Origin of the sequence: Streptomyces sp. NBC_00354 (assembly GCF_036106915.1) — a bacterium.
Lineage (GTDB): Bacteria > Actinomycetota > Actinomycetes > Streptomycetales > Streptomycetaceae > Streptomyces.
The window spans coordinates 5,800,058-5,826,853 of record NZ_CP107983.1 but is presented as its reverse complement, the minus strand read 5'-3'; the positions used below and the strand labels follow the sequence as shown (position 1 = coordinate 5,826,853).

Sequence of the window (26,796 nt, the reverse complement as noted above, 5' to 3'; positions counted from 1 at the left end):
GAACACGTTCCATTCTGACGGAAGGTCAGACAACTGTGTTCTTCGGCCGGGGTGCCGGATCAGCGAGTGGCGGCCTTCAGCGCGGCGCGGGCCACCTCCTTCGCCTTCGTCTCGCAGTCGCCCTTGGCGTACGGCTTCGCCTGGAGGCCCACCCAGACGGAGAGATTGCCCTCGCGGACGGAGAGGACACAGCTCCAGTCCGAACCGGGAGAGCCCCAATAGGCCTCGGTGCCGAACCCGAGGCGGGGCGCCTCGCGCCGGCCGGTCGCCTCCCCTTGGAAACGCCGCCTCTGCGTCGCCGCGTTGGTGTCCGCGTTCCCGCCGAGACTCAGGTCCCACCGGACCAGTCCGGCCGGCGAAGCGGCGCTGTGGAGCCCGTCCCAGTTGCAGCCCGCCTGCACGCCCTTGGCCGTCTCGGAGCGGGTGTCACCGGCCGGCGACGCGAACGCCAGGGGCACTTTCCCGTACGCCGTCTGACAGGTCGGGACGGCCGTGTACGCGAGGGGGGCCGTGACCCGGTCCCGTACGTACAGCGCGACCCCGGTACCGGCCACAACGAGGACACCGGCCGCCGCCAGGGCCGCGATCCGGCGCGGAGCGCGCCACGGGCTGCGGGAGCGGGGGGTGTCCGGGGGGACGGCCGGTGTGGGCGGGACGGACGGGATCCGCGGGACGCGCGGCGGGGGCTCCTTCGTGTCCGCAACCGCCGGACCCTTCTGCGGCTCGGATGCGGGTCGGGGTACGGGGGCCGGGACGGGCGGCGCCGAGGGCTCGGCGTCGAGCAGCCGGTCGATGTCCGCCCGCTGCGCGGCGATCATCCCGTACACGGCGGAGGGCCACTGCCGGCCCGCCGGTGCCACCGGACCGATCAGCTCGCGCAACCGCGCCGGGCACGGCCGGGCGGCCGGGTCCTTGGCCAGGCAGCTCGCGACGACCTCGCGCAGCCCCGGCGGAACGGCGCTCAGGTCGGGCTCGGCGTGCACCACGTCGTAGAGCGTCCGGAGGGTGGAGGATCCGGCGAACGGGCTGCGGCCGGTCACCGCCATGGCCAGCAGCGAGCCGAGCGAGAACACGTCGCTGGCAGGGGTGAGCGGCTTGCCCTCGGCCTGCTCGGGCGACATGAACGCGGGCGAGCCGACGACCCAGCCGGTCCGCGTCAGCCCGGTGTCGCCCTCGGCGCCGGGCTCCGTCGCCCGCGCGATGCCCAGGTCGATGACCCGTACGCCGTCCTCGGCGAGCAGCACGTTGTCGGGCTTGAGGTCCCGGTGCACCAGCCCGGCCCGATGGATCTCCGCCAGGGCGGACGCCAACCCGGCCGCGAGGCGGCGCACGACGTCCTCCGGCAGCACCCCGACCGCCCCGACGACGGCGCCCATGGACGGCCCGGCCACGAACACCGAGGCGAGCCAGGGCGTCGGGGCCTCCGCGTCGGCGTCGATCACCGCCGCCGTGTAGGCGCCGGACACCTTCCGCGAGGCCGTGACCTCACGCCGGAACCGGGCCCGGAAGCCCTCGTCGTCGGCGTAGTGCGCGAGCACCTGCTTGACGGCGACGAGCCGCCCGTCCGGCCCGGCGGCCAGCAGCACCCGCCCCATCCCGCCCTGCCCGAGCACGCCGAGCACGTTGAACGGTCCCACGTGCTTCGGTCCCGAGGGCCCTAGGTCTTCCATACCGCCCTGTTCCACCTCTCCACTCGGCCCTCGCTCAGCGGGGCATCGCCGCCAGCGCGGCCCGGGCGATCTCCTTCGCCTCGCTCTCGCAGGCCGCGGCGGGATGCTGCGGACCGCCGAGGGCCACCCGCACCAGGAGGTTGCCGTCGCTCACGCCCAGCGAACAGGTCTGCGCGGTCATCGGAGTCGACCAGCGCGCGCCGTCCCCCACCCCGAGACCGGTCTCGGGCCGCCCGCTGCCCAGATTGAACCGCGTGCGCTCCGCCCCGCTGCCCGGGACGCGGCCGCTGCGCTCCACGGACCAGCTGACGTACGCGTGCGGCGGCGGCTTCTCCTCGCCGGCGGACTCGTCGAAGGCCACCACCCAGTCACAGGCCACGTACGACTTCACGGGTGAGTCGTTGTCGCCGGCCTGGCGCATTTCCTGCTGCGGCAGCGGCAGCTTTCCGGCCGCCTCCGCGCAGAGCGGCACGCTCAGGTACCGGTCCGCTTCGGCCGGCGGCGGCTCCTCCAGCGCGCGCAGCCCGTACGTCACACCGGCCCAGGCCGCCACGAGGACGCCCGCGGCCAGCAGCAGGTTCCGCGGGCGCAGGCGCAGCCGCCGGCCGCGCGGCGCGTGGGCCCGCTCCGGGCGGACCGCCGCCGCCGCGGTCGCGGTCGCCGCGTCCGGGTCCACGTCCGGGCCCCCGAGCGCGCGAGACGTGCCGTCCGGGTCCCGGAGCAGCCCGTCGATCTCCTCCTGCTGGGCGGCGGCCATCCGCTCGACCGCGGGCGGCCACCGCGTGCTGTCGGCCGCGCCGGTCAGGCCCAGGATCTCGGCCGGGGACGGCCGGGCCGCCGGGTCCTTGGCCAGGCACCGGGTGACGAGCTCGCGCAGACCCGGCGGGAGGCCGAGGAAGTCGGGTTCGGTGTGCACGACGTTGTAGAGGGTCAGCGCCACCGTCGCCGCCGCGAAGGGACTGCGCCCCGTCGCGGCCAGCACCAGGACGGACCCGAGGGAGAACACGTCGCTCGCCGGGGTCAGTTCGCCGCCCTCGGCCTGCTCGGGCGACATGAACGCGGGCGAGCCGATCGCCGTCCCGGCCCGCGTCAGCTCGGTGACCTCGCCGGGCCGGGCCACCCGCGCGATCCCGAAGTCGATCACCCGCACCCCGTCCCGGGCGAGCAGCACGTTGTCGGGCTTGAGGTCCCGGTGCACCAGCCGCGCCCGGTGGATCTCGGCGAGGGCCGTCGCCAGCCCCGCGGCGAGCCTGCGCACCGCCTCCTCGGGCAGCGCCCCGGCGCTCTCCACCGCGGCCCCCAGCGAGGGCCCGGCCACGAACACCGAGGCCAGCCACGGCGCGTCGGCGTCCGCGTCGGCATCCAGGACCGCGGCCGTGAAGGCGCCGGACACCTTCCGCGAGGCGGCGACCTCGCGCCGGAACCGGACCCGGAAACCGTCGTCGTCGGCGAGCCGGGCGTGCACCTGCTTGACGGCGACGAGCCGCCCGTCCGGTGCGGCGCCGAGCAGCACGCGGCCCATACCGCCCCGGCCGAGCTCGGCGAGCAGCCGGTACGGTCCCGCCGTGGCCGGATCGGCCTCCTTGAGCGGTCTCATCGGCTCCCCACCGACTCCACGACCGAGGCTGCGAGCTCCCGCGTGACGGCCGCACACGTGTCGGTCGGGTAGCGGGGGCCCGTCACCGAGACGTGGAGCGTCATGTTGACGTCCCGTACGTACAGCCGGCAGTTCGGAAACCTGTCGTCCTTGGGCGGCGGCTGCCACAGACCCTCGTCGGCGAACCCGAGGTCGATGTCACGCCGGGTCTCGCCGGGTTCGTTGAAGATCTCAAGGCGGTGCTTCGCCCGCTCGGCCCCGGTGCCCTCGCCCTTGCCGGTCGCGAAGAACGTCCACTCCGCTTCGATCTCGTCACCGGTCCGGTTGGTCCAGGTGCAGCGGGCATAGGCCGAGCCGGACTGCTCGACCGGCCCGAACCCCTCCGGTTGGTCGAAACCGGACGGCACGCGCACCTTGTCCCGGACCTGTTCACAGGACGGGGGCATCGCCGGGTACTTGTCCTTCTTCTGCGCCAGCCCTGTCGACCGGACATCCGATATGAATTCGCGGTAGGTGTCCACGAGGTACGGCCGCCCCACGGTCAGCCCGGCCACGGCCACGACGCCCGCCGCGGCAACCGCCACGATCAACGGCCGGGGCCAGCGGCGGCGCCACCAGGGTGCCGCTTCGGGAGCCGTTCCGGGAGCCGTTCCGGGACCCGTGGCCTGGCGCAGCAGCGCGCCCATCACGACCAGCTGGTCGTGGATCAGCGTGTTCACCGCCTCCGGCCACGGCCGCGCCGACGGCGTCAGCCCGCCGACCCTGCTCAGCAGCTCGCGCGGGGTCGGCCGGTCGGCCGGGTCCTTGGCGAGGCACCACGCGATGACCTCGCGCAGGCGGGGCGGCACCTCGCTCAGGTCCGGTTCGGCGTGCACGACCTCGTGCAGGATCCGCGGCACCGAGCTCCCGGCGAACGGCGGCTTCCCCGTACAGGCCATGACGAGGGTCGCTCCGAGCGAGAACACGTCACTGGCCGGGGTGAGTTCCTGCCCCAGCACCTGCTCGGGCGACATGAACGCGGGCGAGCCCATGAGCGACCCGTCGTGCGTGATCCGTGTCTGGTCGCCGACCGCCCGCACGATGCCGAAGTCGATGACCCGTACGCCGTCCTCGGCGAGCAGGACGTTGGACGGCTTGAGGTCCCGGTGGATCAGGCCCGCCCGGTGCACGTCGGCCAGGGCGTGCGCGAGCCCGGCGGCCAGCCGGCGCACCGCCTCCTCGGGCAGCGGCCCGGCGGTCTCCAGGGCCTGGTTCAGCGAGGGCCCCGGCACGAACTGCGAGGCCAGCCACGGCGTCTCCGCGTCCGGGTCGGCGTCGATCACGGCCGCGGTGTAGCCGCCGGCCACCCGCCGCGAGGCATCCACCTCACGGCGGAACCGCGCCCGGAACCCCTCGTCCCCGGCCAGCTCGGCATGCACCTGCTTGACCGCGACGTACCGCCCGTCCGGCCCCACCCCCAGCACCACCCGGCCCATCCCGCCCTGGCCGAGCACCGCGACCGTCCGGAACGGCCCTATGTGCTGCTCCACTCGCTAGAGGGCGCCGACGAACGCAGCGAAGGCGGCAGGACTCACGGTGAAGGCGGGGCCTTCGGGGTTCTTGGAGTCCCGGACGGCGATCCGACAGGGCTGGGCGGCAACCTCGACGCAATCACCGCCGGTGTCTCCGCTGTACGAGGCCTTGCGCCAGGCGGCGGCGCCGAGGGGGGCACACTCGACACAGTCGCCACCGGTGCCGCCGCTGTAGCTCGACTTACGCCACCGGGCAGCTGCCAGATCCTGATTGGTCCCCATAACGTTCCTCCCGTACGCGGGCGATCAGTGCCGCAGAGTCCTCCACAGAGAGGGCTGCAGCCTGCAAATGATCGTAACGGTGCGCACAGTCCCTGACCGTGTCCGGGTTGGCGGTCACGTTGGCCAATCCGTAGCTCTCGGCATAGACGATATCCGGGTCGTCCTCAAACCTGAGCACGTTGAACGAGCCCACCGTAGCGGGGTGTTGGCCAGCACTGAAAGGGAGCACCTGGATCCGGAGTTCACGCCTATCGCGGAAGCCCAACAAGTGGTCCAGTTGGTTCCGCATCACCTCGCGGCTGCCGAACGGTCGGTGCAGCACGGCCTCATCCAGCACCACCCAGACCAGGGGCGGACGCGCCGCGCTCAAGATGCGTTGCCGATCCAGCCTCGCGGCCACAGCCTCATCCAGCTTGTCCGACCAACCAGCCTTGAGCACCGCCCGCGCGTACTCCTCCGTCTGCAACAGCCCGTAGACCAACTGTGCCTGATAGCTGGAGATGTACGTCGCCTTCGCTTCCATCTCCGCGTACGCCTGAAACCAGTGCGGCAGTTGGCTCCTCAGCACCAGCCCCACCAGCCGGGAAAACATCCCGTCCGTGCCGAGTGCCGCGTCCACGCGTTCCGAGAAGTCCCTGGTCGGGACCTTCCGTGCGGTCTCGATCTGTCCGATCAGGGAGGCCGTGCAGAAGAGGATGTCCCCGAGCTGGCCCTGCTTCAGTCGGGCCTCCTCCCGCAGCCGGCGCAGTTCCGCGCCGTAGTAGTCCAGCGGGGACGCGCTGGGATCGAGATCACGGATGTTGACCATGAGGCGGTCACCCCCAAGTACACGCCTTGCGGCGTTCGTTTCGGTCCGTAGCCGAGCGTAACCACACCACCGCACTCTGGTGACGTGAATCACGTAACTGAGCATTCAGCAACCGGACTTGGCGAGAGCTACCGCATGGGCTTCACCGTGAGTGAGCACTCCGCCCGGCACATGCGGCGCATCCTGCAGATCTACCTGGCCAGCTGGGGCCTGGCCGGGCTGACCCACGCCGCCGAGCTGGCACTGACCGAGCTCGTCTCGAACGTCGTCCGGCACGTTCCCGGCCGGGCCTGCTCGGTGCTCATCCTGTGCGGGCCGGGCGGGCTGCGGGTCGAGGTGACGGACGACTGCCCGAGCCCGGTGCGCGTGGCGCGCGGCGACGGCGGGGAGCTCGCCGACGGCGGGCGCGGGCTGCGTCTGGTCGGGGCCGTGACCGACCGCTGGGGTGCGGAGCCGACGGTTACCGGGAAAACGGTGTGGTTCGAATGCGACGGACCCCGTACCGAACCGGCGCAGGCCCAAACCGGCCAAGTCCGGAAATCGCTCTAGCTCCCCTCAGTACCAAATGATCCAATCTGGGGCGTTCATGCCGACCCCATTTCACTTCAGGAAGGAAATCGCCTGTGAATTGCATGACGTACATGGACCTGCACCGGCAAGTCTCCTTGGACATCGAGGCGGAATTGGAGACCGCCCTCTTACGCCTCGCCGCGGCCTCGGGTACGGGCGCCGCCAAGAGCGCGGTGAGCAGACTCCTCCGGCATCAAAAACTGAGGCATCCGCTGTCCGTGCTCCCGATGATGGTGCACGCCATCGAGACGGGGGATCCCGGACCGGCCGTCCCGCTGTCCGCCGTGCACGTGCTGTGGTGGACCTCGGCCTGCTACCTCGACGACCTGGCCGACGGGCACGGCACGACCGCCTCCGACAGCCTGAGCCAGAACGAGGCGCTGCTGGCCTCGGTGCTCAGCGGGGCGGTGCTCCCGATCCAGATCATCCGGTCCCTCCCGGTGTCGGCGGCGGTCCAGGGCGCTTTGACGGCCGAGATCGCGACCGGCTGGGTGGTGGGCACCGAGGGGCAGCTGAGCGACATCGACGGAGATGCCGACGGCGCCACCCGGAACTCGGTGGTCGAGGTCTACCGCGGGAAATCCGGCGGGCCGTTCTCGATGATCACGGCGATGGCGGCGATATTGTCGGGCGCGAGTGACGAAAGAGTAGAACTGTGGCGGGAGTTCGGCTACATATTCGGCATCCTGTGGCAGTTGTTCAACGACCAGGAAGACATCCTCTCCGGCCGCAATGAGGACCTCCTCAACGGGACGGTCACTTATCTGCTCACCTGCGCCCTCGACGACGCGCCCACACCGCGGGCCCGCGAGGACATCCTGGGCCGGAGCGCCGCCGCCCGCCGCTCGGAGCGCGCCCGCGCGGAGCTCGCCCGCATCCTGCTCGCACCGGACGTCCTCGACCGCTACGCCGCGGACCTGGACGCCTTCCGCACCGAGGCCCACGCCCTCCTCGCCACCCTCGGCGGCGACAAACGCCACCTGCCGACGATGCGGCACCTCGTGGAGTACGCGGCCGAGATGCTCCTCCAGCCGGACCTCGCCGCTCCGGTGGCGGCCTCGGCGTAGGCCGCCACCCTCGGCGGATCAACGGCGCGTGGCCGCCAGTGCGGTCCGGGCAAGGTTTCTCGCGTCCTGCCTGCAGGACGGCCCGGGGTGGCGCTGGACCGACAGCTTCACCGTGACCAGCAGGTTGGCGTCGCGGACGGCCAGGGCACAGGTGGTGGTGGACCCCTCGTCCACCCAGCGGGCTCGTCACCGAAACCGAGACCGAGCTCCCGGCTGCCGTAACTCCCTGCCGTGGCGAAGCGGCGCTTCTGCTCGTCGACCGCGCCGTCGATCCCGGTCCCGCTGAAGAGCATCAGGTCCCACACGACCGCCTCGGACGGCGGCTCGGAGGCGCCGGTGGCGCGCCAGGTGCAGCTGGTCTACATGGTGAAGGTGTCCCGCTCATGGTGGTCCTCGGCCACGTTCCGCCCTTCGGGCAACCGTCCCGCCATCTCGGCGCAGGTGCGGATCCCCGAGTAATAGGGAAGGGGCACGGCGTCGGCAACGGACTCGGAGGCGGAAACGGAAGCGGAGGTGGGCGCGTTCCCCTTCCCGGCCGGCGAACCGCCCCCGCCCTCGGGCCACGCGGCCAGGGCGACGACGGCGGCCACCGTCATGGCGCCGGCCGCCCATGCCGCCCGACGCCACGGTCCCGTGCCCCCCGCCTCCGCCCCCGCCTCCGGCCGTGGCTGTGGCCGTGGCCGTGGCCGTGGCTGACCGGGCCGCGGCCGGGCCTCCTCGGTGGCCGAACCGGACGGAACCGCAGGCCCCGAACGCCGCCCCACCTCCGCCTCCGGCAGGGTCCGTGGCTCCGGCTCCGGCTGTGGGTCCGGCGTGGGATCCAGCGCCGGTTCCGGCTGCCGCTCGGGCTCCGGCCCCGGCCCCGGCTTCGGCCCCGGCCCCGGCCCCGGCTTCGGCCCCGGCCCCGGCTTCGGCTTCGGCTTCGGCTTCGGCTTCGGCTTCGGCTTCGGCTTCGGCGGTTTCACGGTCGCGGGGGCCTCGCCGTCGAGCAGCCGGTCGATCCCGGCCCGCTGCGCGGCGACCAGCTCGTACACGGCGGGCGGCCACTGCCGGCCGGCCGGGGCGACGGGACCGAGCAGGTCGAGCAGCCCGGTAGCGGTCGGCCGGGCGGCCGGGTCCTTGGCCAGGCACCGCTCGACGACGGGGCGCAGCCCCGAGGGGACCCCGCTGAGGTCGGGCTCGGCGTGCACCACGTCGTACAGCGTCTGGAGGGTCGAGCTCCCGGCGAAGGGACTGCTGCCCGTCGCGGCCATGACCAGCACCGACCCGAGGGAGAACACGTCGGCGGCCCGGGTCGGCTCCTTGCTCTCGGCCTGCTCCGGCGACATGAACGCGGGCGAGCCGATCACCCAGCCGGTCCGGGTCAGCCCGGTGCTGCCCTCGCCGTCCGCCGCCCGTGCGATGCCGAAGTCGACGACCCGTACGCCGTCCTCGGCGAGGAGCACGTTGTCCGGCTTGAGGTCCCGGTGGATCAGCCCGGCCCGGTGGATCTCCGCCAGCGCCGAGGCCAGCCCCGCCGCGAGACGGCGCAGGAACTGCTCGGACAGCACCCCGGCGGACTCCACCGCGGCCCCGAGCGAAGGCCCGGCGACGAACACGGAGGCGAGCCACGGTGTCGGGGCGTCCGGGTCGGCGTCCATCACGGCCGCGGTGTAGGCACCGGACACCCGGCGCGAGGCCGCCACCTCGCGCCGGAACCGGGCGCGGAACCCGTCGTCGCGGGCGAAGCGGTCGTGCACCTGTTTGACGGCGACGAGCCGCCCGTCCGGCCCGGCGCCCAACAGGACGCGCCCCATCCCGCCCTCCCCGAGCACACCCAACACCCGGAACGGCCCCACGTACGCCGGATCCGCCGGCCCTGCCCGATCCATACCGACTGCCCCTCCCCCGATAGGGATGCGGATCCTACCGAGACGGCGCTCACGAAGGCAGCGACGCACAAGGCGCCGACCCCCGCCGCCCACACGGGGACATAATGCTCCTGCCGAGCGGATGGATCATGGTGTGACGGGGGCCGAGCGCGTGCGGGAACTGATCGAAGACCGGTACGAGCTCGACGAGTTGCTCGGCCGGGGCGGATTCGGCGAGGTGTGGCGGGCCAAGGACAGCCGCGTGGGCCGCTGGGTCGCCGTCAAGATCGGATATCCGCAGACGTACGAGGACACCCGCCGGTTCGAGCGGGAGGCGAGCCTCGCCGGGAACCTCGCGCACCCCAACATCGCCACCATCCACGACTTCGGCCGCACCGAGCACGCCGGGCGCAGCGCGGTCTTCCTGGTCATGGAGCTGCTCCAGGGCCGGAGCCTGGCCGACATCCTGGCCGACGGTGTGCCACCGCTCGCCGACGCGCTGGACTGGGCGATGCAGGTGGCAGCCGCGCTCGGGGCCGCGCACGACGCGGGAGTCGTCCACCGGGACATCAAGCCGGCCAACGTGATGGTCACCGAGGGCAGCCGGGTCGCGAAGGTCCTCGACTTCGGCATCGCCAAGGCCCAGGACGGTCCCGGTACGGAGCTGACGGCCACCGGCATGGTCATCGGCTCGTTCCCGTACATGGCCCCGGAGCGCTGGACCGGCGGCGCGAACGGGGTTCCCGTAGACGGGCGGGCCGACCTGTACGCCCTCGGCTGCGTCCTCATGGAGCTGCTCACCGGCTCGCGGCCCTTCCCCGCCGCCGAGATGCACGAGCTCCTGGCCCTGCACCTCACGGCCGCGCCGCCCGCGCCCGGCTCCCTGCGGGCGGGGCTGCCGGCCGCGCTCGACCCCCTCGTACTCGACCTGCTGGCGAAGGACCCCCGCCACCGGCCCGCGAACGCCCGTGAGGTGAGCCGGCGGCTGGCGGAGGTCGCCCGGGACGAGCCGCACGGCCCCGGCGCGACGGCGGACGCCGTACCGGCATCCTGGCCGCCTCCACCCTCCTACTCCCCGACCGTGCACACCACGGCCGGGGATCCGGTCCGGGTGATGCTGGGCCACCGGCTGACCCGGCTGCTGGAGGACGCCCCGGCCGACCTCGCGGAACGGCTGGGCATGCTGGTGACCGACCTCACGGAGGAGCTCGGCGCGAACGACCCACTGACGGTACGGAGCGCTTACCACCGGGCCATGAGCGTGCGCAGGCAGTCCGCCACCGACCTGGAACGCATCCTGCCCCGGATGATGCGGGTCCTCGGACTGGAGCCCCCCGACACGATCACCGCCCGCGCGGTGTACGTCGGCGAGGCGGCGGCCAACGGCCCCGGCGACGGCCGCCGCCACGAGAGTGAGCTGCGCGAGATCATCGAGCAGGCGGGACGGGTGCTCGGCGCCCAGGATCCGGTGACGCTGGTCTCCCGGTACTACTTGGCCGGCGCCCTCCACCGCGGCGGGCGCGACCGCGACGGCCAGTGGGACCCGCGCACACCCGAGCGGGCGGAGAGCGAACGGGCCTGGCTGGGGCCGCTGCTGCCCGACCTGGAACGGGCGCTGCCGGCCGGCAGCCCGGTCCTGCTCGACATACGGCGCCGACTGGCGCACGACGCCTGGCTGGTCGGTGATTTCGCCGGCGCGGCGCCCCTGTACCTGAAGCTGTTCCCGGATCTCGAGGAACTCGTGGAGCACGGCGATCCGGAGGTGGGCTACCGCGTGCTCCGCAGCATCGGGGAGGCGGGTGATCCGGCACGCGCCCTGCCGCTCATCACTTCGCTGCTGCACCGGCTCCCTTTCGTCTTCGGCAACACCGACTGGCTGACCCAGGAGGTGTCCGACACCCGCGCCGACTTCCGCCGGGCACTGCGCGACCAACGCCGCTCGACCGGCCCGGGCACCTTGTCCCGCCTCTTCGGCCGGTAGCAAACCCAGCCCCACCGGCAAACCCAGCCCCGCCGACAAACCCGGCCCCACCGACAAACCCAGCCCCGCCGGCGTTTGAGGCGCGGGGGTCCGGGGGCAGCGCCCCCGCAACGGGCGCCGGACCCGACGGGGGCCGGGGCTCGCCCCCGGTGGGGGCACCTCCCGGCGGTAGCCGGGGGAGGAGAAAGGGCGGGGCGGGGAGACGGCCCCGCGCAGCGGCACCCACCTCCACCCCGGAGGGCCCCGGCATGGTGCCCTACCAGCCGGTAAGGCACCATGGGCCGCCCAGCCCACCCGCACCACCCCACCCCCATCTCGGAGGAACACATGGCCACCCCCAAGCCGGAGACCCTCGCCGCCTTCGAGGCCGCCAAGGGGTTCATGCCCGTACGCGAGGGCCTGGCCCTGTACGAGGCCGCCGCCGCGGCAGCGGCACTGGGGCTGCCCCTCCTGGAGGTCGGCACGTACTGCGGCCGCTCCACCATCCTGCTGGCCGACGCCGCCCGCGAGGCCGGCGTGGCCGCCATGACGGTCGACCACCACCGCGGCAGCGAGGAGCAGCAGCCCGGCTGGGAGTACCACGACCCGACCGTGGTGGACCCGGAGGTCGGGCTGATGGACACCCTCCCGACCTTCCGCCGCACCCTCCACCGGGCGGGCCTCGAGGACCACGTCATCGCGATCGTGGGCCGCTCCCCGCAGGTCGCCGCGGCCTGGGGCGGCAAGCTCGGCCTGGTCTTCATCGACGGCGGCCACACCGACGAGCACGCCACGGGCGACTACGAGGGCTGGGCCCCGCACGTCGCCGAGGGCGGCACGCTCGTCATCCACGACGTGTTCCCGGACCCGGCCGACGGCGGCCAGGCCCCGTACCGGATCTACCTGCGCGCCCTGGCCTCCGGCGCCTTCGAGGAGATCTCGGTGACCGACTCCCTCCGCGTCCTGCGCCGCACCGCCCCGGGCATCTGAGGACGGCGGGGCCGGCCCCAGGGGCCCGGAGGGCCAGGCCACCGACCCGCCAGGGTCATTCGGCATATCCGGCCATATAACGGGATAACCGCACCACGCCCCCGTATGGCCCACGGTCCGCGCCGCCGGCCGGCGGCCGGTCTAGCATCGCGACGTGCCCTACGACGACAGTCCCCCATCCCCCGAGTCCGCCTCCTCGGTCAGCCCGGAGCGGCGGTGGTTCGCACGCCGCTCCGGCCTCGCCGTCGGAGCCGCCGTGCTCGCCCCGACCGCCCTGGCGGGGTGGGTCCTCGTACAGGTGGCGACCGGGGCGGGGGCGGACGACGCCCGCCCGCCGCGGATCGTGATGCCGGCCGCCTCCCCCGCGGACGGCGCGGCGGCGACCCCGAGCTCCGCCCCCGCCGAGAGCCCCGCCGAAGGCCCCGCCAAGAGCCAGAGCCCCGCCAAGGGCCCGCTCGCCGGCAAGACCGTGGTCATCGACCCCGGCCACAACACCGGCAACTTCAAGCACACCTCCGAGATCGACAAGAAGGTCGACATCGGCACCAACCGCAAGGAGTGCGACACCACCGGCACCACCACCAACTCCGGCTACATGGAGGCCGAGTTCACCCTCGACGTGTCCCGCCGGCTGCGGACCGTCCTGGAGGCCAAGGGCCTGAAGGTGGTCCTCACCCACCAGGCCGACCGCCCCTTCGGCCCCTGCATCGACGAGCGCGCCCGCATCGGCAACGAGGCCACCGCCGACGCCGTGGTCTCGGTCCACGCGGACGGCGTCTCCGAGGGCAACCGCGGCTACCACATCATCCTCCCGGCCAAGGTCAAGAGCGGCGCCGCGGACACCGCCAAGATCGTCGGCCCCTCGCGGGACCTCGGCGAGCGGATCGCCTCGAACTTCGCCCGGACCACCGGCTCCGCCCCCGCCAACTACCTCGGCAGCGGCACCGGATTGGTCGTCCGCGACGATCTCGGCGGACTCAATCTCTCGACGCAGCCCAAGGTGTTCATCGAATGCGGCAACATGCGTGACGCCAAGGACGCGGCGCTGCTGACGAGTCCGGAGTGGCGGCAGAAGGCGGCCCAGGGCATCGCGGACGGCATCGTCGGCTTCTTGGGCGGGTAGTCCCACCGGGACAGCCTGCCGCCCCGATCCTCTCGGCCGCGGGGAACCTCCGTACCATGGTCCCGCCCGCCCCGCTCCTGAACGTGCGACCGCGGCACCACGAGACGACCGAGACCGAGAAGGACACCTAAGACGTGAACATCCGCTCCCTCACTCGAGGCGACGGCGTGGTGATCGGAGCAGCGGCGCTGCTGTTCATCGCCTCGTTCCTCGATTTCTACTCCGCGACCGGCCTCGACCTGCCGAGCGTGTGGGACACCGACGTCTACCGTCTGGCGCTTCCCACCATCTTCCTGCTCGGCTTCATCGCGGCCGGCCTGATCATCGCGGCCCGCTTCCAGCCGGAGACCCGGAAGCTCGCGGGCCTGCCCCTGGCCGCGTGGGGGACGGTTCTCGCGGTTGCCGCCGCCTGGTCCTCCCTGTGGTCCCTGATCACCAGCCCCAGCGGCGCCGACCTCGGCGCGGGCTGCATCATCGCCTTCCTGGCCACCCTCGCGCTGGCCGGTGTGGCCGTCGCGGGCAGCAAGGTCCCGGCGCTCGCCGGCGCGCTGGTGCCGGAGGCCAAGCCCGTCGCCCCCGCGCCGTACGGGGCGCAGCCCCAGCCCGGCACCGGGTACGGCTACCCGGGCGGCCAGCAGCCGCAGCCGTACGGGGCCGCCCCGCAGCCGGTCCCGCCGTACGGCGGCACCCCGGCCCCGGCCCCGGCGCCGGCGCCGCAGGACCAGGCGCCCGCCCCGGCGGGGGACTTCACCCCGTTCTGGTTCGCGGTGCCGGTGGCCCGCCCCCTCTTCCCCGAGGACGGCTCCCCCACCCCGATCGCCGAACTCGCGCCGGGCACCTGGTACCTGGCGGTGGACCAGCGCGGCCCCGCCACGCTGATCGCGCAGACCCAGGACGGCCGCCGCGGTGTCCTGAACGACACCTCGGGCATCCAGCGCGGCTGACCCCGCGCCCGACGGCCGGTGCAGCGCCCCGACGGCCCCCCGCCCTTCCGGGCGGGGGGCCGTTGCCCTACAGTCACCTGACGCATCGTCAGATATGGCTGTGGCGCGGCACGCACGGCGCCACCACGGCATCGCGGAGGGGACGTACATGCGCCTCGGACTCGCACTCGGCTACTGGGGCCGCGGCCCCGACCCGGCCCACCTCGACCTCGCCACCGAGGCCGAGAACCTCGGCTACGACTCGGTGTGGACCGCCGAAGCCTGGGGTTCGGACGCCTTCACCCCGCTCACCTGGATCGCCGCGCACACCTCGCGGATCCGCCTCGGCACCGCCATCGCGCAGATGGCCGCCCGCTCCCCCACCGCCACCGCCATGCACGCCCTGACCCTGGACCACCTCTCCGGCGGCCGGATGATGCTGGGCCTGGGCCTCTCCGGCCCCCAGGTGGTCGAGGGCTGGTACGGGCGCCCGTTCCCCTCGAGCCCGCTGACCGCGACCCGCGAGTACGTCGACGTCGTCCGCCAGGTGATGCGCCGCGAGGCCCCCGTCGCGCTCGACGGCCGCTTCCACCAGCACCCGTACCTCGGGGAGGACGGCACCGGCATCGGCAAACCGCTGAAGCCCATCACCCACCCGCTGCGCGCGGACCTGCCGCTCCTGCTGGGCGCGGAGGGCCCGAAGAACATCGCCCAGACGACCCGGATCGCGGACGGCTGGCTGCCCCTGTACTGGTCGCCGACCCGCACGGACGTCTACCAGGCGTCCCTGGCCGACGTCCCCAAGGGGTTCATGATCGCCCCGATGGCCCGGGCCAAGGTCTGCGACGACCTCGCCGAGGGGCTGCTGCCCGTCAAGGCGATGCTCGGCTTCTACATCGGCGGGATGGGCCACGCGGCCCGCAACTTCCACGCCGACCTGATGGCACGGATGGGCTACGAGGAGGAGGCCCGCCGCATCCAGGAGCTGTTCCTCGCCGGGCGCCGGGAGGAAGCGGTCCTCGCCGTCCCGGACGCGTTCGCCGACGAGATCTCCCTGATCGGCCCGCGCGAGCGGATCGCCGAACGCCTCGAGCTGTGGCGGGGGGGCCCGGTCACCGACCTCCTCCTGACAGCCCCGGACCCGCACACCCTGCGCGTCCTGGCAGACCTCAACGCCTAAGGCGCGTCCGTCTCCGCCTGCGGGACGGCCTCCAGCAGCTCCTGCAGGTCCAGCGGCATGACGGCGATCTCGATGCTGCCGCCGCCCTCGCCGGTCCCGCCGTCCCCGCCGGTCCCGTACGTGCACGCCACGATCCGCGATCCCGGGTTGATGGAGATGCCCTCCTTCACGGACGGCGCCCGCACCCCGGTGGCCCGGCCGCCGGGCAGCGGTACGGGCTCACCGCGCCGGGGCACCCAGCGGGCCCCGCCGGGGCCGGGGAACACCCGGCCCATCCGCCAGCGGCCCGCGCCGGCCGGGTGCCGGGCCATGCACGGGATCCCGTCCGGGCTCCCGGCGGCGACCCGCTGCCGGTGCCTGCGCCGGACGAGCCACCCGACGCCGACGGCGGCGGCCGCAAGGGCCAGGAACTCGATCATCCGCCCATTGAAGCAGGCGGGCAGACCGGCAGGCCGGACGGGCGGCGCTGCCCGGCCGGCCTGCGGCGTGAGAAGGGCCTATCCGCCGTTCAGCTGGGAGAGGCTCGGGACCTTGTCGGTCACCGTGGCGCCCGCACCCTGGCCCGCGTCCTTGACGCCGTTGATGACGTCCTCGAACGAGCTGATGTCGCCGTCGCCCGCATCGCCCTTGCGCAGCTTGGAGCCCAGGCCCTTGAGGGACGCGATGCCCGCCGTCAGCGGGGCCACCGCCTTCGACAGCAGCGGGTCGCCCTTGGCGTTGTCCGCCGCCGCCTTCAGCCGGTTGTACGCGAAGGCGCCTGCGAGGCCCGCCTTGATGAGCGCGAACGTACGGCCCTTGGCGCCCTTCTTGAACTTGCCCGCGCGGTACGGCTTGATGATCCACTGGTACGTCGCCCCGGCCGCGAGACCCGCATTGGCGACGAAGCGTGCCTTCGAGAACTTCTGCTTCTCCGCCGGGGTACTGGGCGTGGGCTCGGCGGCGGGCACCTCGTCGGTGACTTCCTGCGCGGCAACCGCCTCCGCGGCGAGCACCTGCGCGGCGAGCGCCTCGACGGCAACCGCCTGCTGCGCGGCCACGGATACGGGGACGGCCTCCCGCTGGCCCCTGCTGCCGCCGGCGCCGCTGCTGCTGCACGCGGTTCCTCCTGCGACCAGCGCGGTGGACACGAGCAGCGCCGTGAGGGCGCGGCGGAGCCGGGAAGTGCCGGGTATGGACACGCTGGGTATGGACTCGCTGGGTTTGGACACGTTGACCTCCGGGGAGTGAGGTGTCTCCCGCAGAGTCACCCGGGCCCCGGCGATCCGCCACTTGGGGGACCCGTTCGGGTTTGCTTCGCCCAGTCGGGGCAAGACGCGCAGCATGCGCACACACACCCGAGTACACGCCCGCGGAGGCGTTCAGGCCGGCCGGGTCGTCGCCGCGGTGGCAGACGTGCTGGCCTTCGTGATCGCCTTGTGGATCCTGCTGTATTTCCTCGACGCCAACCGGGGCAACGGCCTCGTGGAGTTCGTCCACGACGCCGCCACCTGGCTGGCCGGCTGGTCCTACGACCTGTTCACCTTCGACCGGGAGTGGGTCCAAGTGGTGGTGGGCTACGGCGTGGCGGCCGTGGCGTACCTCGTCATCGGCCACCTTGTCGCGGGCCGGCTCTACCGCCAGTGACCGCGAGTTCCCGTACGGGCAGGCCCCGTCCGCGGTGGCCTGCCCCCTTCTTGCCCGCAGCGCGCAGCGCGCGGCGCGCGGCGCGGCCTAGCGGCAGCAGTCCGGCTCGAGTCCGGACGGCAGCTCCAGCCCTCCGAACACCGCCCCGGTGGCCTCGTCGCCGCCCAGCGCGGCCACGGCCAGCAGCAGCGACCCGGCCGTCCAGGTCGTCTGCTCGACCGGCCACACCGCCTTGTCCTCGAAGACGTAGCCCGTCCAGTACATGCCGTTGTCGGCGCGCAGGTGCGTGATCGAGCGCAGGATGTCCAGCGCCCGGTCCGACTCGCCCGTCGCCCACAGGGCCAGGGCGAGCTCGCAGGACTCCCCGCCCGTCACCCACGGGTTCGGCAGGACGCAGCGCACTCCGAGGTCCGGGACGACGAACTCGTCCCAGCGCTCGTCGATCCGCGCCTTCGCGTCCGCGCCGGTGAGCGCGCCGCCCAGCACCGGGTAGTACCAGTCCATCGAGTAGCGGGACTTGTCCAGGAACCGCTCCGGGTGCCGCCGGATCGCGTGCCCGAGGGCACCCGCCGCCAGCTCCCAGTCCGGCTGGGGCTCCTCGCGGTGCTCGGCGATCGCCAGGGCGCACCGCAGCGCCTGGTGGATCGAGGAGGAGCCGGTGAGCAGCGCGTCCGTGACGGGGCTGCCGTCGGCCTCCCGCTTCCAGCCGATCTCGCCGCCCGGCTGCTGGAGCCCGAGCACGAACTCGGTCGCCGCGTAGACGACGGGCCACATGCGGTCCAGGAACGGGTCGTCGCCGGTGGCCAGGTAGTGGTGCCAGACCCCGACGGCTATGTACGCGACGAAGTTGCTCTCCAGGCTCGCGTCCTGCGGCTCGGCGGTGTCCACCCCGTCCGGCCGGTCGGCGTAGGCCGCGTACCAGGAGCCGTCGGCGTTCTGGTGCCGGGCCAGCCAGTCGTAGGCCCGCCCCGCCGCCTCGTGCTCGCCGGCCGCGTCCAGCGCCATCGCGGCCTCGGTGTGGTCCCACGGGTCGAGGTGGTGCCCGCGGAACCACGGGATGGCCCCGTCGGAGCGCTGCGCGGCGAGGATGCCGGCCACCGTCCCGGCGGCCTCCTCGGCGGTCAGCACCCCGTCCAGGACCAGGCGTTCGGTGCGCCCGGGCGAGCTCACTTCGCTGCGCCGACGGGAAGGTGCGGCTTCGTCGCGTACGCCACGAAGCTCTTGCCGATGAGCGGGTTGAGCGCCTGCTCCGCGAGCCGCGTGGCCAGCGGCTTCTTCATGATGTCCCAGACCAGCAGCTTGTGGTACGCCTTCACCGGCAGCGCCTGGTCGTTGTCGACGCCGAACGCGCACTTGAGCCACCAGTACGGGGAGTGCAGCCCGTGGGCGTGGTGCGTGCCGTACGGCTTGAGGCCCGCGGCCTTCATCTTGCCGAGCAGCTCGTCGGCCTTGTAGATGCGGATGTGGCCGCCCTCGACCTCGTGGTACGCGTCGGAGAGCGCCCAGCAGATCTTCTCCGGGCCGTAGCGCGGCACGGTGATGGCGATGCGGCCGCCCGGCTTGAGGACGCGGACCATCTCGGCGAGCACGCCCTTGTCGTCGGGGATGTGCTCCATCACCTCGGAGATGATGACGACGTCGAAGGAATCGTCGGGGAAGGGCAGGGCCAGCGCGTCGCCCTCCATGGCGGTGGCGGTGGCGCCGGCCGGGGCCTCACCGGCTTCCTTCATGGCGGCGAACCACTTGGCGACCTCGCGGATCTCCTCGCCGTTGCGGTCGACTGCGACCACCTGGGCGCCGCGCCGGTAGCACTCGAAGGCGTGCCGGCCGGCGCCGCAGCCCAGATCGAGCACACGGTCGCCTGCGGCGAGCGGGAACCGGGAGAAATCGACGGTCAGCACGGGGTCCTGCCTTCGCGGTCGCGGGGGTGTTCGGGGGTGGTGTGGAAAAGGCGGAAGGTCACCGCGCGCGGCGGGCGCGGCCGGCTGCCTGCTCGATGGCGGCGCGGTAGTGCGCGGCGGTGCCCTCGGCGGCTCTGGCCCAGGTGAACCGGGCCAGCACCCGCTCGCGTCCGGCGGCGCCGAGGCGGGCCCGCAGCGGCGCATCGCCCAGCAGCCGGCCCAGTGCGGCGGCCAGCGCGCCCGCGTCGCCGGGCGGCACCGCGAGGCAGGTCTCGCCGTCGGGGCCCGCGACCTCGGGGATCGCGCCGCCGGTGGTGGCGACCAGCGGGGTGCCGGTGGCCATGGCCTCGGCGGCGGGCAGCGAGAAGCCCTCGTACAGCGACGGCACGCAGGCGACCTGTGCGCTGCGCACCAGGTCGACGAGCTCGGCGTCGGTGATGCCCTTGACGAAGCGGACCGCGTCGTGGAGCCCGTACGAGTCGATCGCACGGGCGACCGGACCCTGCTCGGCGCGCTTGCCCACGACGACGAGGTGGGCGTCGGGCTGCTCGGTCCGCAGCTTCGCGAGCGCCTCGACGAGGTGGACGAGCCCCTTGAGCGGGACGTCGGCGCTGGAGGTGGTGACGATCCGCCCCGGTACCTCGGCGACGGACGCGTCGGGCGACCACAGGTCGGTGTCGGCGCCGATGTGGACGACGTGGATGCGCTCGTCCCGCACGCCCAGGTGCTCGGCGATCTCCTGCCGGGAGGATCCGGAGACGGTCAGTACGGAGGGCAGCCGGCGGGCGACCCGTCCCTGCATCCGCGTGAAGGCGTACCAGCGCCGGACGGAGAGCCGCTTCTTGCGGTCCTTGGCGGCGTCGAGGTCGAGCTTCCGGTCCACCGTGATGGGGTGGTGGATGGTGGTGACCAGCGGCGCGCCGAGGTCGGCCAGCAGGCCGTAGCCGAGCGTCTGGTTGTCGTGGATGACGTCGAACTCGCCCGCGCGGGCGGCGAGGTGGCGCCGGGCCCGCAGCGAGAAGGTCAGCGGCTCGGGGAATCCGCCGGTCCACATGGTGGCGACCTCGAGCGCGTCGATCCAGTCCCGGTACTCGTCGCGCTTCGGCGTACGGAACGGGTCGGGCTGCCGGTACAGGTCGAGGCTCGGCAGTTCGGTGAGCGTGGCGCCGGTGTCGAGGACCGGGTACGGCTGCGCGCCGATGACCTCGACGGAGTGCCCCAGCCTCACGAGCTCCCGCGAGAGGTGCCGGACGTAGACGCCCTGGCCGCCGCAGAACGGGTTCCCCTTATAGGTGAGGAGTGCGATGCGCAACGGGCGGTCGCCGTCGGTGGCGGAACCCGCGAAAGGGCTCGTCACCATGGCCTCAGCGGTCACTCTCGGCCCCCTTCTCCCTGCACTTTCGCCGGAGCGTAACCGCTCGCATAATGTAGAACAAGTTTCAGACTTGATCCGTCGAAGACCATTGAATCTACCGGCCGGAAACCACACCGTAAGAGGCGGAGCAGGTGATTCACGCCACGGCTCCGGCGCCTGACATGCTGGCTGTCGATCACCGGCCGATCGCCTGCCGATCACGATGTGAACAGCCCGGAAATCAGCACCGCAACGACACGGAACGCCATGGAACGGGACAGATGACAGCGGATGCGAAAGCCGTCGCCACGACGGCGTCCCCTCCCCTGACGGAGCGCCAGGAGGCGCGCCGCCGCCGGATCCTGCACGCCAGCGCCCAGCTGGCCAGCCGGGGCGGTTTCGACGCCGTCCAGATGCGGGAGGTCGCGGAGGCGGCCGGGGTCGCGCTGGGCACCCTGTACCGGTACTTCCCGTCCAAGGTGCACCTGCTCGTCGCGACGATGCAGGACCAGCTCCAGCACATGCACACGACGCTCCGCAAGCGGCCCCCGGCGGGCGACGACCCCGCGGCGCGGGTCGCGGAGACCCTGATGCGGGCCTTCCGCGCGCTGCAACGGGAGCCGCAGCTCGCCGATGCGATGGTCCGCGCCCTGACGTTCGCCGACCGGAGCGTGAGCCCCGAGGTGGACACGGTGTCCCGGCTGACCACGGCGATCATCCTGGACGCGATGGGCCTGGACGCCCCGCCGACCGCGGAGCAGCTCTCCGCGGTCCGGGTGATCGAGCACACCTGGCACTCGGCACTGATCACCTGGCTCTCGGGGCGCGCCTCGATCGCCCAGGTAAAGATCGACATCGAGACGGTGTGCCGCCTGATCGACATGACGGCGCCGCCGGGCGCGGGCGGGGCCGCCGGGACTGCCGGGACCGCGCGAAAGGCCTGATCCCGCCGTACGCACGCAGCGGCCCCGGGCAGCGGCCGGTGTCCGCCGCCGCCCGGGCCGCCGCTCGGCGCCTCTTCGGTCATTCCTCCGGGGGGAACACCGCCTCGCCGGTGGCCGCCAGGGTGATCATGATGGCCTCCACCGGGCAGCCCTCCGCCGCCGTCAGGACCGGCTCGTTCGCGTCCGTCTCCGGATCCCGCGGATGCGACTGGCGCGCCGAGTCCAGCACGAAGCCCTCCGGCGCGTGGTTCACGCACATGCCCGAGCCGATGCAGACCCCCCGGTCCACCTCGACCTGCCAGCGGTCCCCCATCAGGCACCCGCCGCGTAGCCCGCCGGCAGGTGGATCATCTTGTGCTCCAGGTACTCGCTCAGCCCCTCGGGCCCGAACTCCCGCCCCACACCGCTGTTCTTGTAGCCGCCGAACGGCCCCAGCATGTCCAGGCTGAAGGTGTTCACGTTGAACGTGCCCGTCCGCACCTGCCGCGCGAAGTCGATGCCGTGCTCGACGTCCCCCGTCCAGACGCTGCCGCTCAGCCCGAACTCCGAGTCGTTGGCGACCCGTACCGCCTCCGCCTCGTCCCCGTACGGGATCAGGCAGACGACCGGCCCGAAGATCTCCTCGCGGGCGATCCGCATCGAGTTGTCCACGTCCCCGAACAGCGTCGGCTCCACGTACCAGCCCCGCTCCAGCCCCGCCGGGCGGCCGCCGCCCGCCAGGACCTTCGCACCCTCCTCCTGGCCGATCCGGATGTAGTCCAGCGACCGCTGCTGCTGCCGCCTGGCCACCAGCGGCCCGAGCTGCGTCGCCGGGTCCAGCGGGTCGCCGACCACCAGCGCGCCGGCCGCGGCCGCGAGCGCCTCGGCGACCTCCTCGTACCGGCTGCGCGGGGCGAGCACCCGGGTCTGGGCCACACAGGCCTGCCCGTTGTTCATCCAGGCCGCCGGGACGATCCCGGCGATGGTGGACTCGAGGTCGGCGTCCGGCAGGATCACGGCGGCGGACTTGCCGCCGAGTTCGAGCGTGACCCGCGTCAGGTTGCGGGCGGCGACCTCCATCACGCGCCGGCCGGCCGCGACCGAGCCGGTGAACGCCACCTTGTCGACGCCGGGGTGGCCGACCAGGTACTCGCTGACCTCCCGGTCGGCGGGCAGGATCGACAGCACGCCCTCCGGCAGCCCGGCCTCGCGGGCGATGTCGGCGAGGATGTACGAGTCCAGCGGCGACTCGGGGGACGGTTTCAGGATCACCGTCGACCCCGTCAGCAGCGCCGGAGCCAGCTTCGCGGCGGCCACGAACTGCGGCACGTTCCACGGTATGACGGCCGCGACCACGCCCACCGGCTCCCGGCGCACCAGGATCGGCCCGAGCACCCCCTGGCGGTGCTCCTCGTACGGGTAGGCACGCGCGACCTGGATCGCGGCGTCGTAGACCATCATCGGGCCGAGCGCCTGCGCGAGGACGCTCCAGGAGTACGGGGACCCGTTCTGCGAGCTGATCGACCGGGCGATCTCCTCGTGCCGGACGGCGATCGCGTCCTTGATCCGGGTGACGACGGCGATCCGCTCGTCCAGGGACATCCGGGGCCAGGGGCCCTCGTCGAAGGCCCGGCGGGCGACCGCGACAGCGCGGTCCACGTCCGCGCGGGAGGCGTGCGGGACGCTGCCGATGACCTGCTCGGTGTGGGGGGAGACGATCTCGATCGTGTCGGTGCCCAGCGGATCCGTCCACTCCCCGCCGATGAACAGGTGTCCGTGTTCCACGAGCTCGGTCATGGCTGCTGCCTCCTGCGGCTTGGCGTTCCCGAACTGATACCAGTTCTAGTTCTAGGAGTCCACGGCCAGGACGGAACGGCCCGGAAGATCCAACGAGGGGTTACGACTAGTCAGAACGGGCAGCAGATGGTCGACTTGGGCGACTACTGCAACACGTTCTCGTAAGAGTGAGCCGGGCGGCGCAGGCGCGGCCGGGCGCAGACAGGGAGCCCTCATGCCGCAGGACACGCCGCCGCAGGCCGCACCGCCCACCGGACCCGGGGCCACGCCCCCCGTCACCCCGGCCGCCGCCCCGGCCATCACCCCGGCCGTCACCCCGCACGTCACCGACCACGGCGGCGGCGTCCACGCCATCAAGGTCCCGATCCCCGACAACCCGCTCGGCCACACCCTCGTCCACGTCCTCGACACCGACCGCGGCCCCGTCCTCGTCGACACCGGCTGGGACGACCCCCAGTCCTGGGACACCCTCGTCGCCGGCCTCGGCGCCCTCGGCATCCCGGTCGCCGACGTCCACGGCGTGGTCATCACCCACCACCACCCCGACCACCACGGCCTGTCCGGCCGGGTCCGCGAGGCCTCCGGCGCCTGGATCGCGATGCACGCCGCCGACACCGAGGTCGTCGTACGGACCCGCTCCGCCGAGCCCGGCACCTGGTTCGACTACATGAGCGAGAAGCTGGCCACCGCCGGAGCCCCCGAGGAGCACGTCGCACCCCTGAGGGCCGCCCGCGCGAGCGGCCGCATGCTCCCACACACACTTCGGCGTGGGAGGGGCCCCCACCTGCCGGGACTCCGGGCCGCCGTCCCCGACCGGGAGATCGTCCCCGGCGAGCTGCTCCCCCTCGCCGGGCGGCGGCTGCGCGCCATCTGGACCCCGGGGCACACCCCCGGCCACGTCTGCCTGCACCTGGAGGAACAGCACCCGGCGAACCTCCCCGGCAACGGCCGCCTCTTCTCCGGGGACCACCTGCTGCCCGGGATCTCCCCGCACATCGGCCTCTACGAGGACCCGTCGTCCGAGCGGGTCACCGACCCCCTCGGCGACTACCTCGACTCCCTCGAGCGGATCGGCCGCCTCGACCCCGCCGAGGTGCTCCCCGCCCACCAGCACGCCTTCACCGACGCCCCGGCCCGGGTCCGCGAACTGCTGCGCCACCACGAGGACCGGCTGACCGGGCTGTGGGAGCTGCTGGCCGAGCCGCTGACCCCGTGGAGGCTGGCGGAGCGCATGGAGTGGAACCGGCCCTGGGAGCAGATCCCGTACGGCTCACGCAACATCGCCGTCTCCGAAGCAGAGGCCCATCTGCGGCGGCTGGTGAAGCAGGGCCGGGCCGAGGCGGTCCCGGGCAGCGACCCGGTCACGTACCGCGCACTGTGACGGCAGGCCCGCCGGTAAGGGGCGCTGCGGGCCGACGCCACCCTTCCGGACTGCTACGGGCCGGTACAGTAAGCGCGTCGTCCACCCTTCCGTACGGGAAGAAGCCGGTGAAATTCCGGCGCTGACCCGCAACCGTGACCCGCCCCGGCCCCGCCGGGGCGGGGAGCCGGACCGCCCCGTACGCGAGGTGCGCGGCTCGCGCCGCCGGAGCCCCCGGCGGCCGGCACCGTCGAGGTAAACGGGGCCGGAGCCCGGTGCCCTGTGCGCGCCTGCCTCCTGCTCCCCAGCACGAGAGGCACCCGCCCCCATGAACGTCCGCCGCAGCGCCGCCGCGCTCGCCGCCTCCGCCGTGCTCTGCGTGGGCGCCGCCCCCGCAGCCCTCGCCGCGCCCTCCCCCTCCGCCCCGCCGGCCCCGGTGATCCCGTCCGGGCTGTTCGGCAAGAACGACCCGACGTACGACGGCGTGTGGCGGCAGTCCTTCGCGCTGCTGGCCCAGCAGACGGTCGGCGTCAAGCCGGCCAAGGAGGCCGTCGCCTGGCTCGTCGGCCAGCAGTGCGCGAACGGCGGCTTCGCCTCCTTCCGCGCGGAAGCGGGTACTGCCTGCGACGACAAGACGATGTTCGACACGAACGCCACCGCGATGGCCGTGCAGGCGCTGAAGGCGCTGGGCGGCCAGGACGCGGCGGTGAAGAAGGGCGTGGACTGGCTGAAGTCCGTCCAGAACGAGGACGGCGGCTGGGCCTTCGTCCCCGGCACCCCGAGCGAGGGCAACTCCACCTCCCTCGTGATCAGCGCGCTGGCCGTGGCGGGCGAGACGCCGGCCGAGGTGAAGTCGAAGGCCGGCAAGTCCGCGTACGAGGGCCTGCTCGCCTTCCAGCTGGGCTGCGCCGCCGAGCCGGCCGCCGACCGGGGTGCCTTCGGGTACCAGCCGGCCGACGGCAAGCTCCCGGCCAACGCCGACGCCACGGCCGCCGCGGTCCTGGCCGGCCTCGGCCAGGGGTCGCTCGTGGCCCCCGCCTCGACGGACACCCCCGCGACCGCCCTCGCCTGCCCGGCGGGCGTCACCGACCCGGCGACCGCCGCCCAGGGTGCGGCCGGCTACCTGGCCGAGACGCTGAAGAAGGACGGCCACCTCACGGCCGTCACCCCCGGCGCCGACCAGCCGACCGCGGACACCGGCAACACCGCCGACGCGGTGATCGCGCTGGCCGCGGCCGGGCACACGCAGTCCGCGGCGGGCGCGCTGGAGTGGCTGAAGGCCAACTCGGCGCAGTGGGCCCAGGGCAACCCGGCCGCGCTCGGCACCCTGGTGCTGGCCGCACACGCGACGGGCACGGACCCGAGGTCGTTCGGCGGCACGGACCTGGTGACCGCCCTGAACGCAACGGGCCCGGCCCAGCAGACGGGTGAGTCGGCAGCGCCGAAGCCCAAGGAGGACTCGAAGTCGTCCGACGGGAACGTGTGGTGGATCGTGGGCGCGGGCCTGGCCGCCGGCATGGGCATCGGCGTCCTCCTGAGCGGCCGCCGGAAGAAGAACCAGCTCTGATGCGCCGCAGCCTGACCCCGTCGGCCCTCGCGTTCGGCATCCTCCTGACCCTCTTGGCGACCTCGCCCGCGCTGGCGGCGGGCTACCGCTACTGGTCGTTCTGGGAGGGTTCGGGAGGCCAGTGGCAGTACGCCACGCAGGGCCCCTCGACGGCCCGCCCGGCGGACGGCGCGGCCCTGGGCTTCCGCTTCGCGGTGAGTCAGGACGCGGCGGCCGAGGCGGCGAAGCCACGCGCGGCGGCCGACTTCGCGTCGGTCTGCGCAGCCACCCCGCCCGTGGAGGGCCGCAAGCGGATCGCCGTGGTGGTCGACTCCGGCGTCCCGGCGGACGCCCCGGCGGGCGACACCCCGCCGCAGGACACCCCGCGCACGGCCTGCGCCCAGGTCGCCCCGGACGCCACGGCGGCCGAGGCCCTGGCGCAGGTCGCCAAGCCGCTCCGCTACAACAGCGCGGCGCTGCTGTGCGCGGTGTCGGGCTACCCGAAGCAGGGCTGCGGCGAACAGATCGCCGACGCGGAACCCACGCCGACGCAGACGGCGCCCAAGGACGGAGGCCCGTCGGCGGGCCTCCTGGCAGGCCTGGCGGCGGTGGCCGCCCTGGCGGCAGCCGCAGTCTGGCAATCCCGCCGCCGCCGGCGATGACCCCCGACACCCCCCACCCCACGGGCTCCGCCGGGGCCACCGCCCCGGGCGGGCCCCGCCGGATTGCGGCGCGGGCGGAGGGTGCGGGTCGGACCCGCC

Annotated in this window: 26 protein-coding genes; 12 read left to right on the top strand and 14 right to left on the bottom strand. The window is 73.5% G+C overall.

The genetic code is table 11. From position 1 onward, the window contains the following. Nucleotides 1-59 precede the first annotated feature (59 nt). The 5 genes from OHT74_RS26705 to OHT74_RS26685 all read right to left on the bottom strand — a co-directional run bounded on the left by OHT74_RS26705 (nt 60) and on the right by OHT74_RS26685 (nt 5,868). Nucleotides 60-1,637: a serine/threonine-protein kinase gene (locus tag OHT74_RS26705; RefSeq protein ID WP_328621616.1), complete on the bottom strand. Its 1,578-nt coding sequence runs from the start codon at nt 1,635-1,637 to the stop codon at nt 60-62. A gap of 67 nt (nt 1,638-1,704) precedes the next feature. Further along, complete coding sequence (locus OHT74_RS26700) at nt 1,705-3,267, bottom strand: serine/threonine-protein kinase (RefSeq protein ID WP_328621615.1); 1,563 nt, start codon at nt 3,265-3,267, stop codon at nt 1,705-1,707. Continuing rightward, complete coding sequence (locus OHT74_RS26695) at nt 3,264-4,796, bottom strand: serine/threonine-protein kinase (protein ID WP_328621614.1); 1,533 nt, start codon at nt 4,794-4,796, stop codon at nt 3,264-3,266. The genes OHT74_RS26700 and OHT74_RS26695 overlap by 4 nt, the downstream gene beginning before the upstream one ends. 3 nt (nt 4,797-4,799) lie before the next feature. Beyond that, complete coding sequence (locus tag OHT74_RS26690) at nt 4,800-5,060, bottom strand: DUF397 domain-containing protein (RefSeq protein ID WP_328621613.1); 261 nt, start codon at nt 5,058-5,060, stop codon at nt 4,800-4,802. Further along, nucleotides 5,020-5,868: a helix-turn-helix domain-containing protein gene (locus OHT74_RS26685; RefSeq protein ID WP_328621612.1), complete on the bottom strand. Its 849-nt coding sequence runs from the start codon at nt 5,866-5,868 to the stop codon at nt 5,020-5,022. Before OHT74_RS26685 ends, OHT74_RS26690 begins: the two co-directional genes overlap by 41 nt. A gap of 147 nt (nt 5,869-6,015) precedes the next feature. Between OHT74_RS26685 and OHT74_RS26680 the strand changes: the two genes are divergently transcribed. Next, a complete protein-coding gene (locus tag OHT74_RS26680; RefSeq protein ID WP_328621611.1) occupies nt 6,016-6,417 on the top strand; it encodes an ATP-binding protein in 402 nt (133 codons plus the stop codon). Nucleotides 6,418-6,500: 83 nt separating this feature from the next. Further along, the gene (locus OHT74_RS26675; protein ID WP_266673076.1) at nt 6,501-7,505 is read left to right on the top strand and encodes a polyprenyl synthetase family protein; all 1,005 of its coding nucleotides are present in this window, start codon (nt 6,501-6,503) and stop codon (nt 7,503-7,505) included. Nucleotides 7,506-7,523: 18 nt separating this feature from the next. Here the strand turns inward: OHT74_RS26675 and OHT74_RS26670 are convergent, their stop codons facing one another. After that, complete coding sequence (locus tag OHT74_RS26670) at nt 7,524-7,679, bottom strand: hypothetical protein (RefSeq protein ID WP_328621610.1); 156 nt, start codon at nt 7,677-7,679, stop codon at nt 7,524-7,526. A 185-nt stretch (nt 7,680-7,864) separates the two neighbouring features. Then, nucleotides 7,865-9,376 carry a serine/threonine-protein kinase gene (locus tag OHT74_RS26665; protein ID WP_328621609.1) on the bottom strand — a complete coding sequence of 504 codons (1,512 nt, stop codon included), beginning with the start codon at nt 9,374-9,376 and terminating at the stop codon, nt 7,865-7,867. A 133-nt stretch (nt 9,377-9,509) separates the two neighbouring features. On the opposite strand from OHT74_RS26665, the gene OHT74_RS26660 reads away from it, so the two are divergent. The 5 genes from OHT74_RS26660 to OHT74_RS26640 all read left to right on the top strand — a co-directional run bounded on the left by OHT74_RS26660 (nt 9,510) and on the right by OHT74_RS26640 (nt 15,531). Next, the gene (locus OHT74_RS26660; protein ID WP_328621608.1) at nt 9,510-11,336 is read left to right on the top strand and encodes a serine/threonine-protein kinase; all 1,827 of its coding nucleotides are present in this window, start codon (nt 9,510-9,512) and stop codon (nt 11,334-11,336) included. Between the two features lie 327 nt (nt 11,337-11,663). After that, complete coding sequence (locus tag OHT74_RS26655; protein ID WP_266667440.1) at nt 11,664-12,305, top strand: class I SAM-dependent methyltransferase; 642 nt, start codon at nt 11,664-11,666, stop codon at nt 12,303-12,305. Nucleotides 12,306-12,459: 154 nt separating this feature from the next. Continuing rightward, a complete protein-coding gene (locus tag OHT74_RS26650; protein ID WP_266667438.1) occupies nt 12,460-13,428 on the top strand; it encodes an N-acetylmuramoyl-L-alanine amidase in 969 nt (322 codons plus the stop codon). Nucleotides 13,429-13,562: 134 nt separating this feature from the next. Further along, nucleotides 13,563-14,372 carry a hypothetical protein gene (locus tag OHT74_RS26645; protein WP_266667436.1) on the top strand — a complete coding sequence of 270 codons (810 nt, stop codon included), beginning with the start codon at nt 13,563-13,565 and terminating at the stop codon, nt 14,370-14,372. A 148-nt stretch (nt 14,373-14,520) separates the two neighbouring features. Then, nucleotides 14,521-15,531 (top strand): LLM class F420-dependent oxidoreductase, encoded by a 1,011-nt coding sequence (locus tag OHT74_RS26640; RefSeq protein ID WP_328623398.1) that lies wholly within the window; start codon nt 14,521-14,523, stop codon nt 15,529-15,531. Here OHT74_RS26640 and OHT74_RS26635 read toward each other — a convergent pair. Together OHT74_RS26635 and OHT74_RS26630 are read right to left on the bottom strand one after the other, a co-directional pair. Continuing rightward, entirely contained in the window at nt 15,528-15,950 is a 423-nt protein-coding gene (locus OHT74_RS26635) for a hypothetical protein (protein ID WP_266667434.1), read from the bottom strand. The genes OHT74_RS26640 and OHT74_RS26635 overlap by 4 nt on opposite strands. Before the next feature lie 78 nt (nt 15,951-16,028). Next, complete coding sequence (locus OHT74_RS26630; protein WP_443047568.1) at nt 16,029-16,739, bottom strand: hypothetical protein; 711 nt, start codon at nt 16,737-16,739, stop codon at nt 16,029-16,031. A gap of 112 nt (nt 16,740-16,851) precedes the next feature. Here OHT74_RS26630 and OHT74_RS26625 point away from each other — a divergent pair, with 112 nt between their 5' ends. After that, the gene (locus OHT74_RS26625) at nt 16,852-17,154 is read left to right on the top strand and encodes a hypothetical protein (protein WP_266629662.1); all 303 of its coding nucleotides are present in this window, start codon (nt 16,852-16,854) and stop codon (nt 17,152-17,154) included. A gap of 87 nt (nt 17,155-17,241) precedes the next feature. Here OHT74_RS26625 and OHT74_RS26620 read toward each other — a convergent pair whose 3' ends face one another. The 3 genes from OHT74_RS26620 to OHT74_RS26610 are packed head-to-tail and all read right to left on the bottom strand — an operon-like array spanning nt 17,242 to nt 20,430. Continuing rightward, a complete protein-coding gene (locus tag OHT74_RS26620) occupies nt 17,242-18,324 on the bottom strand; it encodes a prenyltransferase (RefSeq protein ID WP_328621607.1) in 1,083 nt (360 codons plus the stop codon). Then, nucleotides 18,321-19,055, bottom strand: a complete 735-nt coding sequence (locus OHT74_RS26615; protein WP_266629658.1) for a class I SAM-dependent methyltransferase — start codon at nt 19,053-19,055, stop codon at nt 18,321-18,323. The genes OHT74_RS26620 and OHT74_RS26615 overlap by 4 nt, the downstream gene beginning before the upstream one ends. A 58-nt stretch (nt 19,056-19,113) precedes the next feature. After that, entirely contained in the window at nt 19,114-20,430 is a 1,317-nt protein-coding gene (locus OHT74_RS26610) for a glycosyltransferase family 4 protein (protein ID WP_266667429.1), read from the bottom strand. Between the two features lie 260 nt (nt 20,431-20,690). Here OHT74_RS26610 and OHT74_RS26605 point away from each other — a divergent pair, with 260 nt between their 5' ends. Continuing rightward, nucleotides 20,691-21,353: a TetR family transcriptional regulator gene (locus tag OHT74_RS26605; protein ID WP_266667427.1), complete on the top strand. Its 663-nt coding sequence runs from the start codon at nt 20,691-20,693 to the stop codon at nt 21,351-21,353. Nucleotides 21,354-21,432: 79 nt separating this feature from the next. Here the strand turns inward: OHT74_RS26605 and OHT74_RS26600 are convergent, their stop codons facing one another. Both OHT74_RS26600 and OHT74_RS26595 read right to left on the bottom strand, forming a co-directional pair. Next, nucleotides 21,433-21,666, bottom strand: a complete 234-nt coding sequence (locus OHT74_RS26600) for a ferredoxin (protein WP_266667425.1) — start codon at nt 21,664-21,666, stop codon at nt 21,433-21,435. Then, nucleotides 21,666-23,129 carry an aldehyde dehydrogenase gene (locus OHT74_RS26595; RefSeq protein WP_266629650.1) on the bottom strand — a complete coding sequence of 488 codons (1,464 nt, stop codon included), beginning with the start codon at nt 23,127-23,129 and terminating at the stop codon, nt 21,666-21,668. The genes OHT74_RS26600 and OHT74_RS26595 overlap by 1 nt, the downstream gene beginning before the upstream one ends. A gap of 214 nt (nt 23,130-23,343) precedes the next feature. Here OHT74_RS26595 and OHT74_RS26590 point away from each other — a divergent pair, with 214 nt between their 5' ends. The 3 genes from OHT74_RS26590 to OHT74_RS26580 all read left to right on the top strand — a co-directional run bounded on the left by OHT74_RS26590 (nt 23,344) and on the right by OHT74_RS26580 (nt 26,697). Beyond that, on the top strand, nt 23,344-24,510 hold the full coding sequence (locus OHT74_RS26590; RefSeq protein WP_328621606.1) for an MBL fold metallo-hydrolase: 1,167 nt from the start codon (nt 23,344-23,346) through the stop codon (nt 24,508-24,510). A 307-nt stretch (nt 24,511-24,817) separates the two neighbouring features. Then, complete coding sequence (locus OHT74_RS26585; RefSeq protein WP_328621605.1) at nt 24,818-26,056, top strand: prenyltransferase/squalene oxidase repeat-containing protein; 1,239 nt, start codon at nt 24,818-24,820, stop codon at nt 26,054-26,056. Then, entirely contained in the window at nt 26,056-26,697 is a 642-nt protein-coding gene (locus OHT74_RS26580; RefSeq protein ID WP_328621604.1) for an SCO2322 family protein, read from the top strand. Before OHT74_RS26585 ends, OHT74_RS26580 begins: the two co-directional genes overlap by 1 nt. Nucleotides 26,698-26,796: the final 99 nt, after the last annotated feature.

Bases quoted from the DNA above. Each gene is read 5' to 3' on its own strand.
- OHT74_RS26700 (WP_328621615.1), bottom strand. From the start codon at position 3,267: ATGAGACCGCTCAAGGAGGCCGATCCGGCCACGGCGGGACCGTACCGG.
- OHT74_RS26690 (WP_328621613.1), bottom strand. From the start codon at position 5,060: ATGGGGACCAATCAGGATCTGGCAGCTGCCCGGTGGCGTAAGTCGAGC.
- OHT74_RS26685 (WP_328621612.1), bottom strand. From the start codon at position 5,868: ATGGTCAACATCCGTGATCTCGATCCCAGCGCGTCCCCGCTGGACTAC.
- OHT74_RS26675 (WP_266673076.1), top strand. From the start codon at position 6,501: ATGACGTACATGGACCTGCACCGGCAAGTCTCCTTGGACATCGAGGCG.
- OHT74_RS26665 (WP_328621609.1), bottom strand. From the start codon at position 9,376: ATGGATCGGGCAGGGCCGGCGGATCCGGCGTACGTGGGGCCGTTCCGG.
- OHT74_RS26655 (WP_266667440.1), top strand. From the start codon at position 11,664: ATGGCCACCCCCAAGCCGGAGACCCTCGCCGCCTTCGAGGCCGCCAAG.
- OHT74_RS26640 (WP_328623398.1), top strand. From the start codon at position 14,521: ATGCGCCTCGGACTCGCACTCGGCTACTGGGGCCGCGGCCCCGACCCG.
- OHT74_RS26635 (WP_266667434.1), bottom strand. From the start codon at position 15,950: ATGATCGAGTTCCTGGCCCTTGCGGCCGCCGCCGTCGGCGTCGGGTGG.
- OHT74_RS26625 (WP_266629662.1), top strand. From the start codon at position 16,852: ATGCGCACACACACCCGAGTACACGCCCGCGGAGGCGTTCAGGCCGGC.
- OHT74_RS26605 (WP_266667427.1), top strand. From the start codon at position 20,691: ATGACAGCGGATGCGAAAGCCGTCGCCACGACGGCGTCCCCTCCCCTG.
- OHT74_RS26600 (WP_266667425.1), bottom strand. From the start codon at position 21,666: ATGGGGGACCGCTGGCAGGTCGAGGTGGACCGGGGGGTCTGCATCGGC.
- OHT74_RS26595 (WP_266629650.1), bottom strand. From the start codon at position 23,129: ATGACCGAGCTCGTGGAACACGGACACCTGTTCATCGGCGGGGAGTGG.
- OHT74_RS26590 (WP_328621606.1), top strand. From the start codon at position 23,344: ATGCCGCAGGACACGCCGCCGCAGGCCGCACCGCCCACCGGACCCGGG.
- OHT74_RS26585 (WP_328621605.1), top strand. From the start codon at position 24,818: ATGAACGTCCGCCGCAGCGCCGCCGCGCTCGCCGCCTCCGCCGTGCTC.
- OHT74_RS26580 (WP_328621604.1), top strand. From the start codon at position 26,056: ATGCGCCGCAGCCTGACCCCGTCGGCCCTCGCGTTCGGCATCCTCCTG.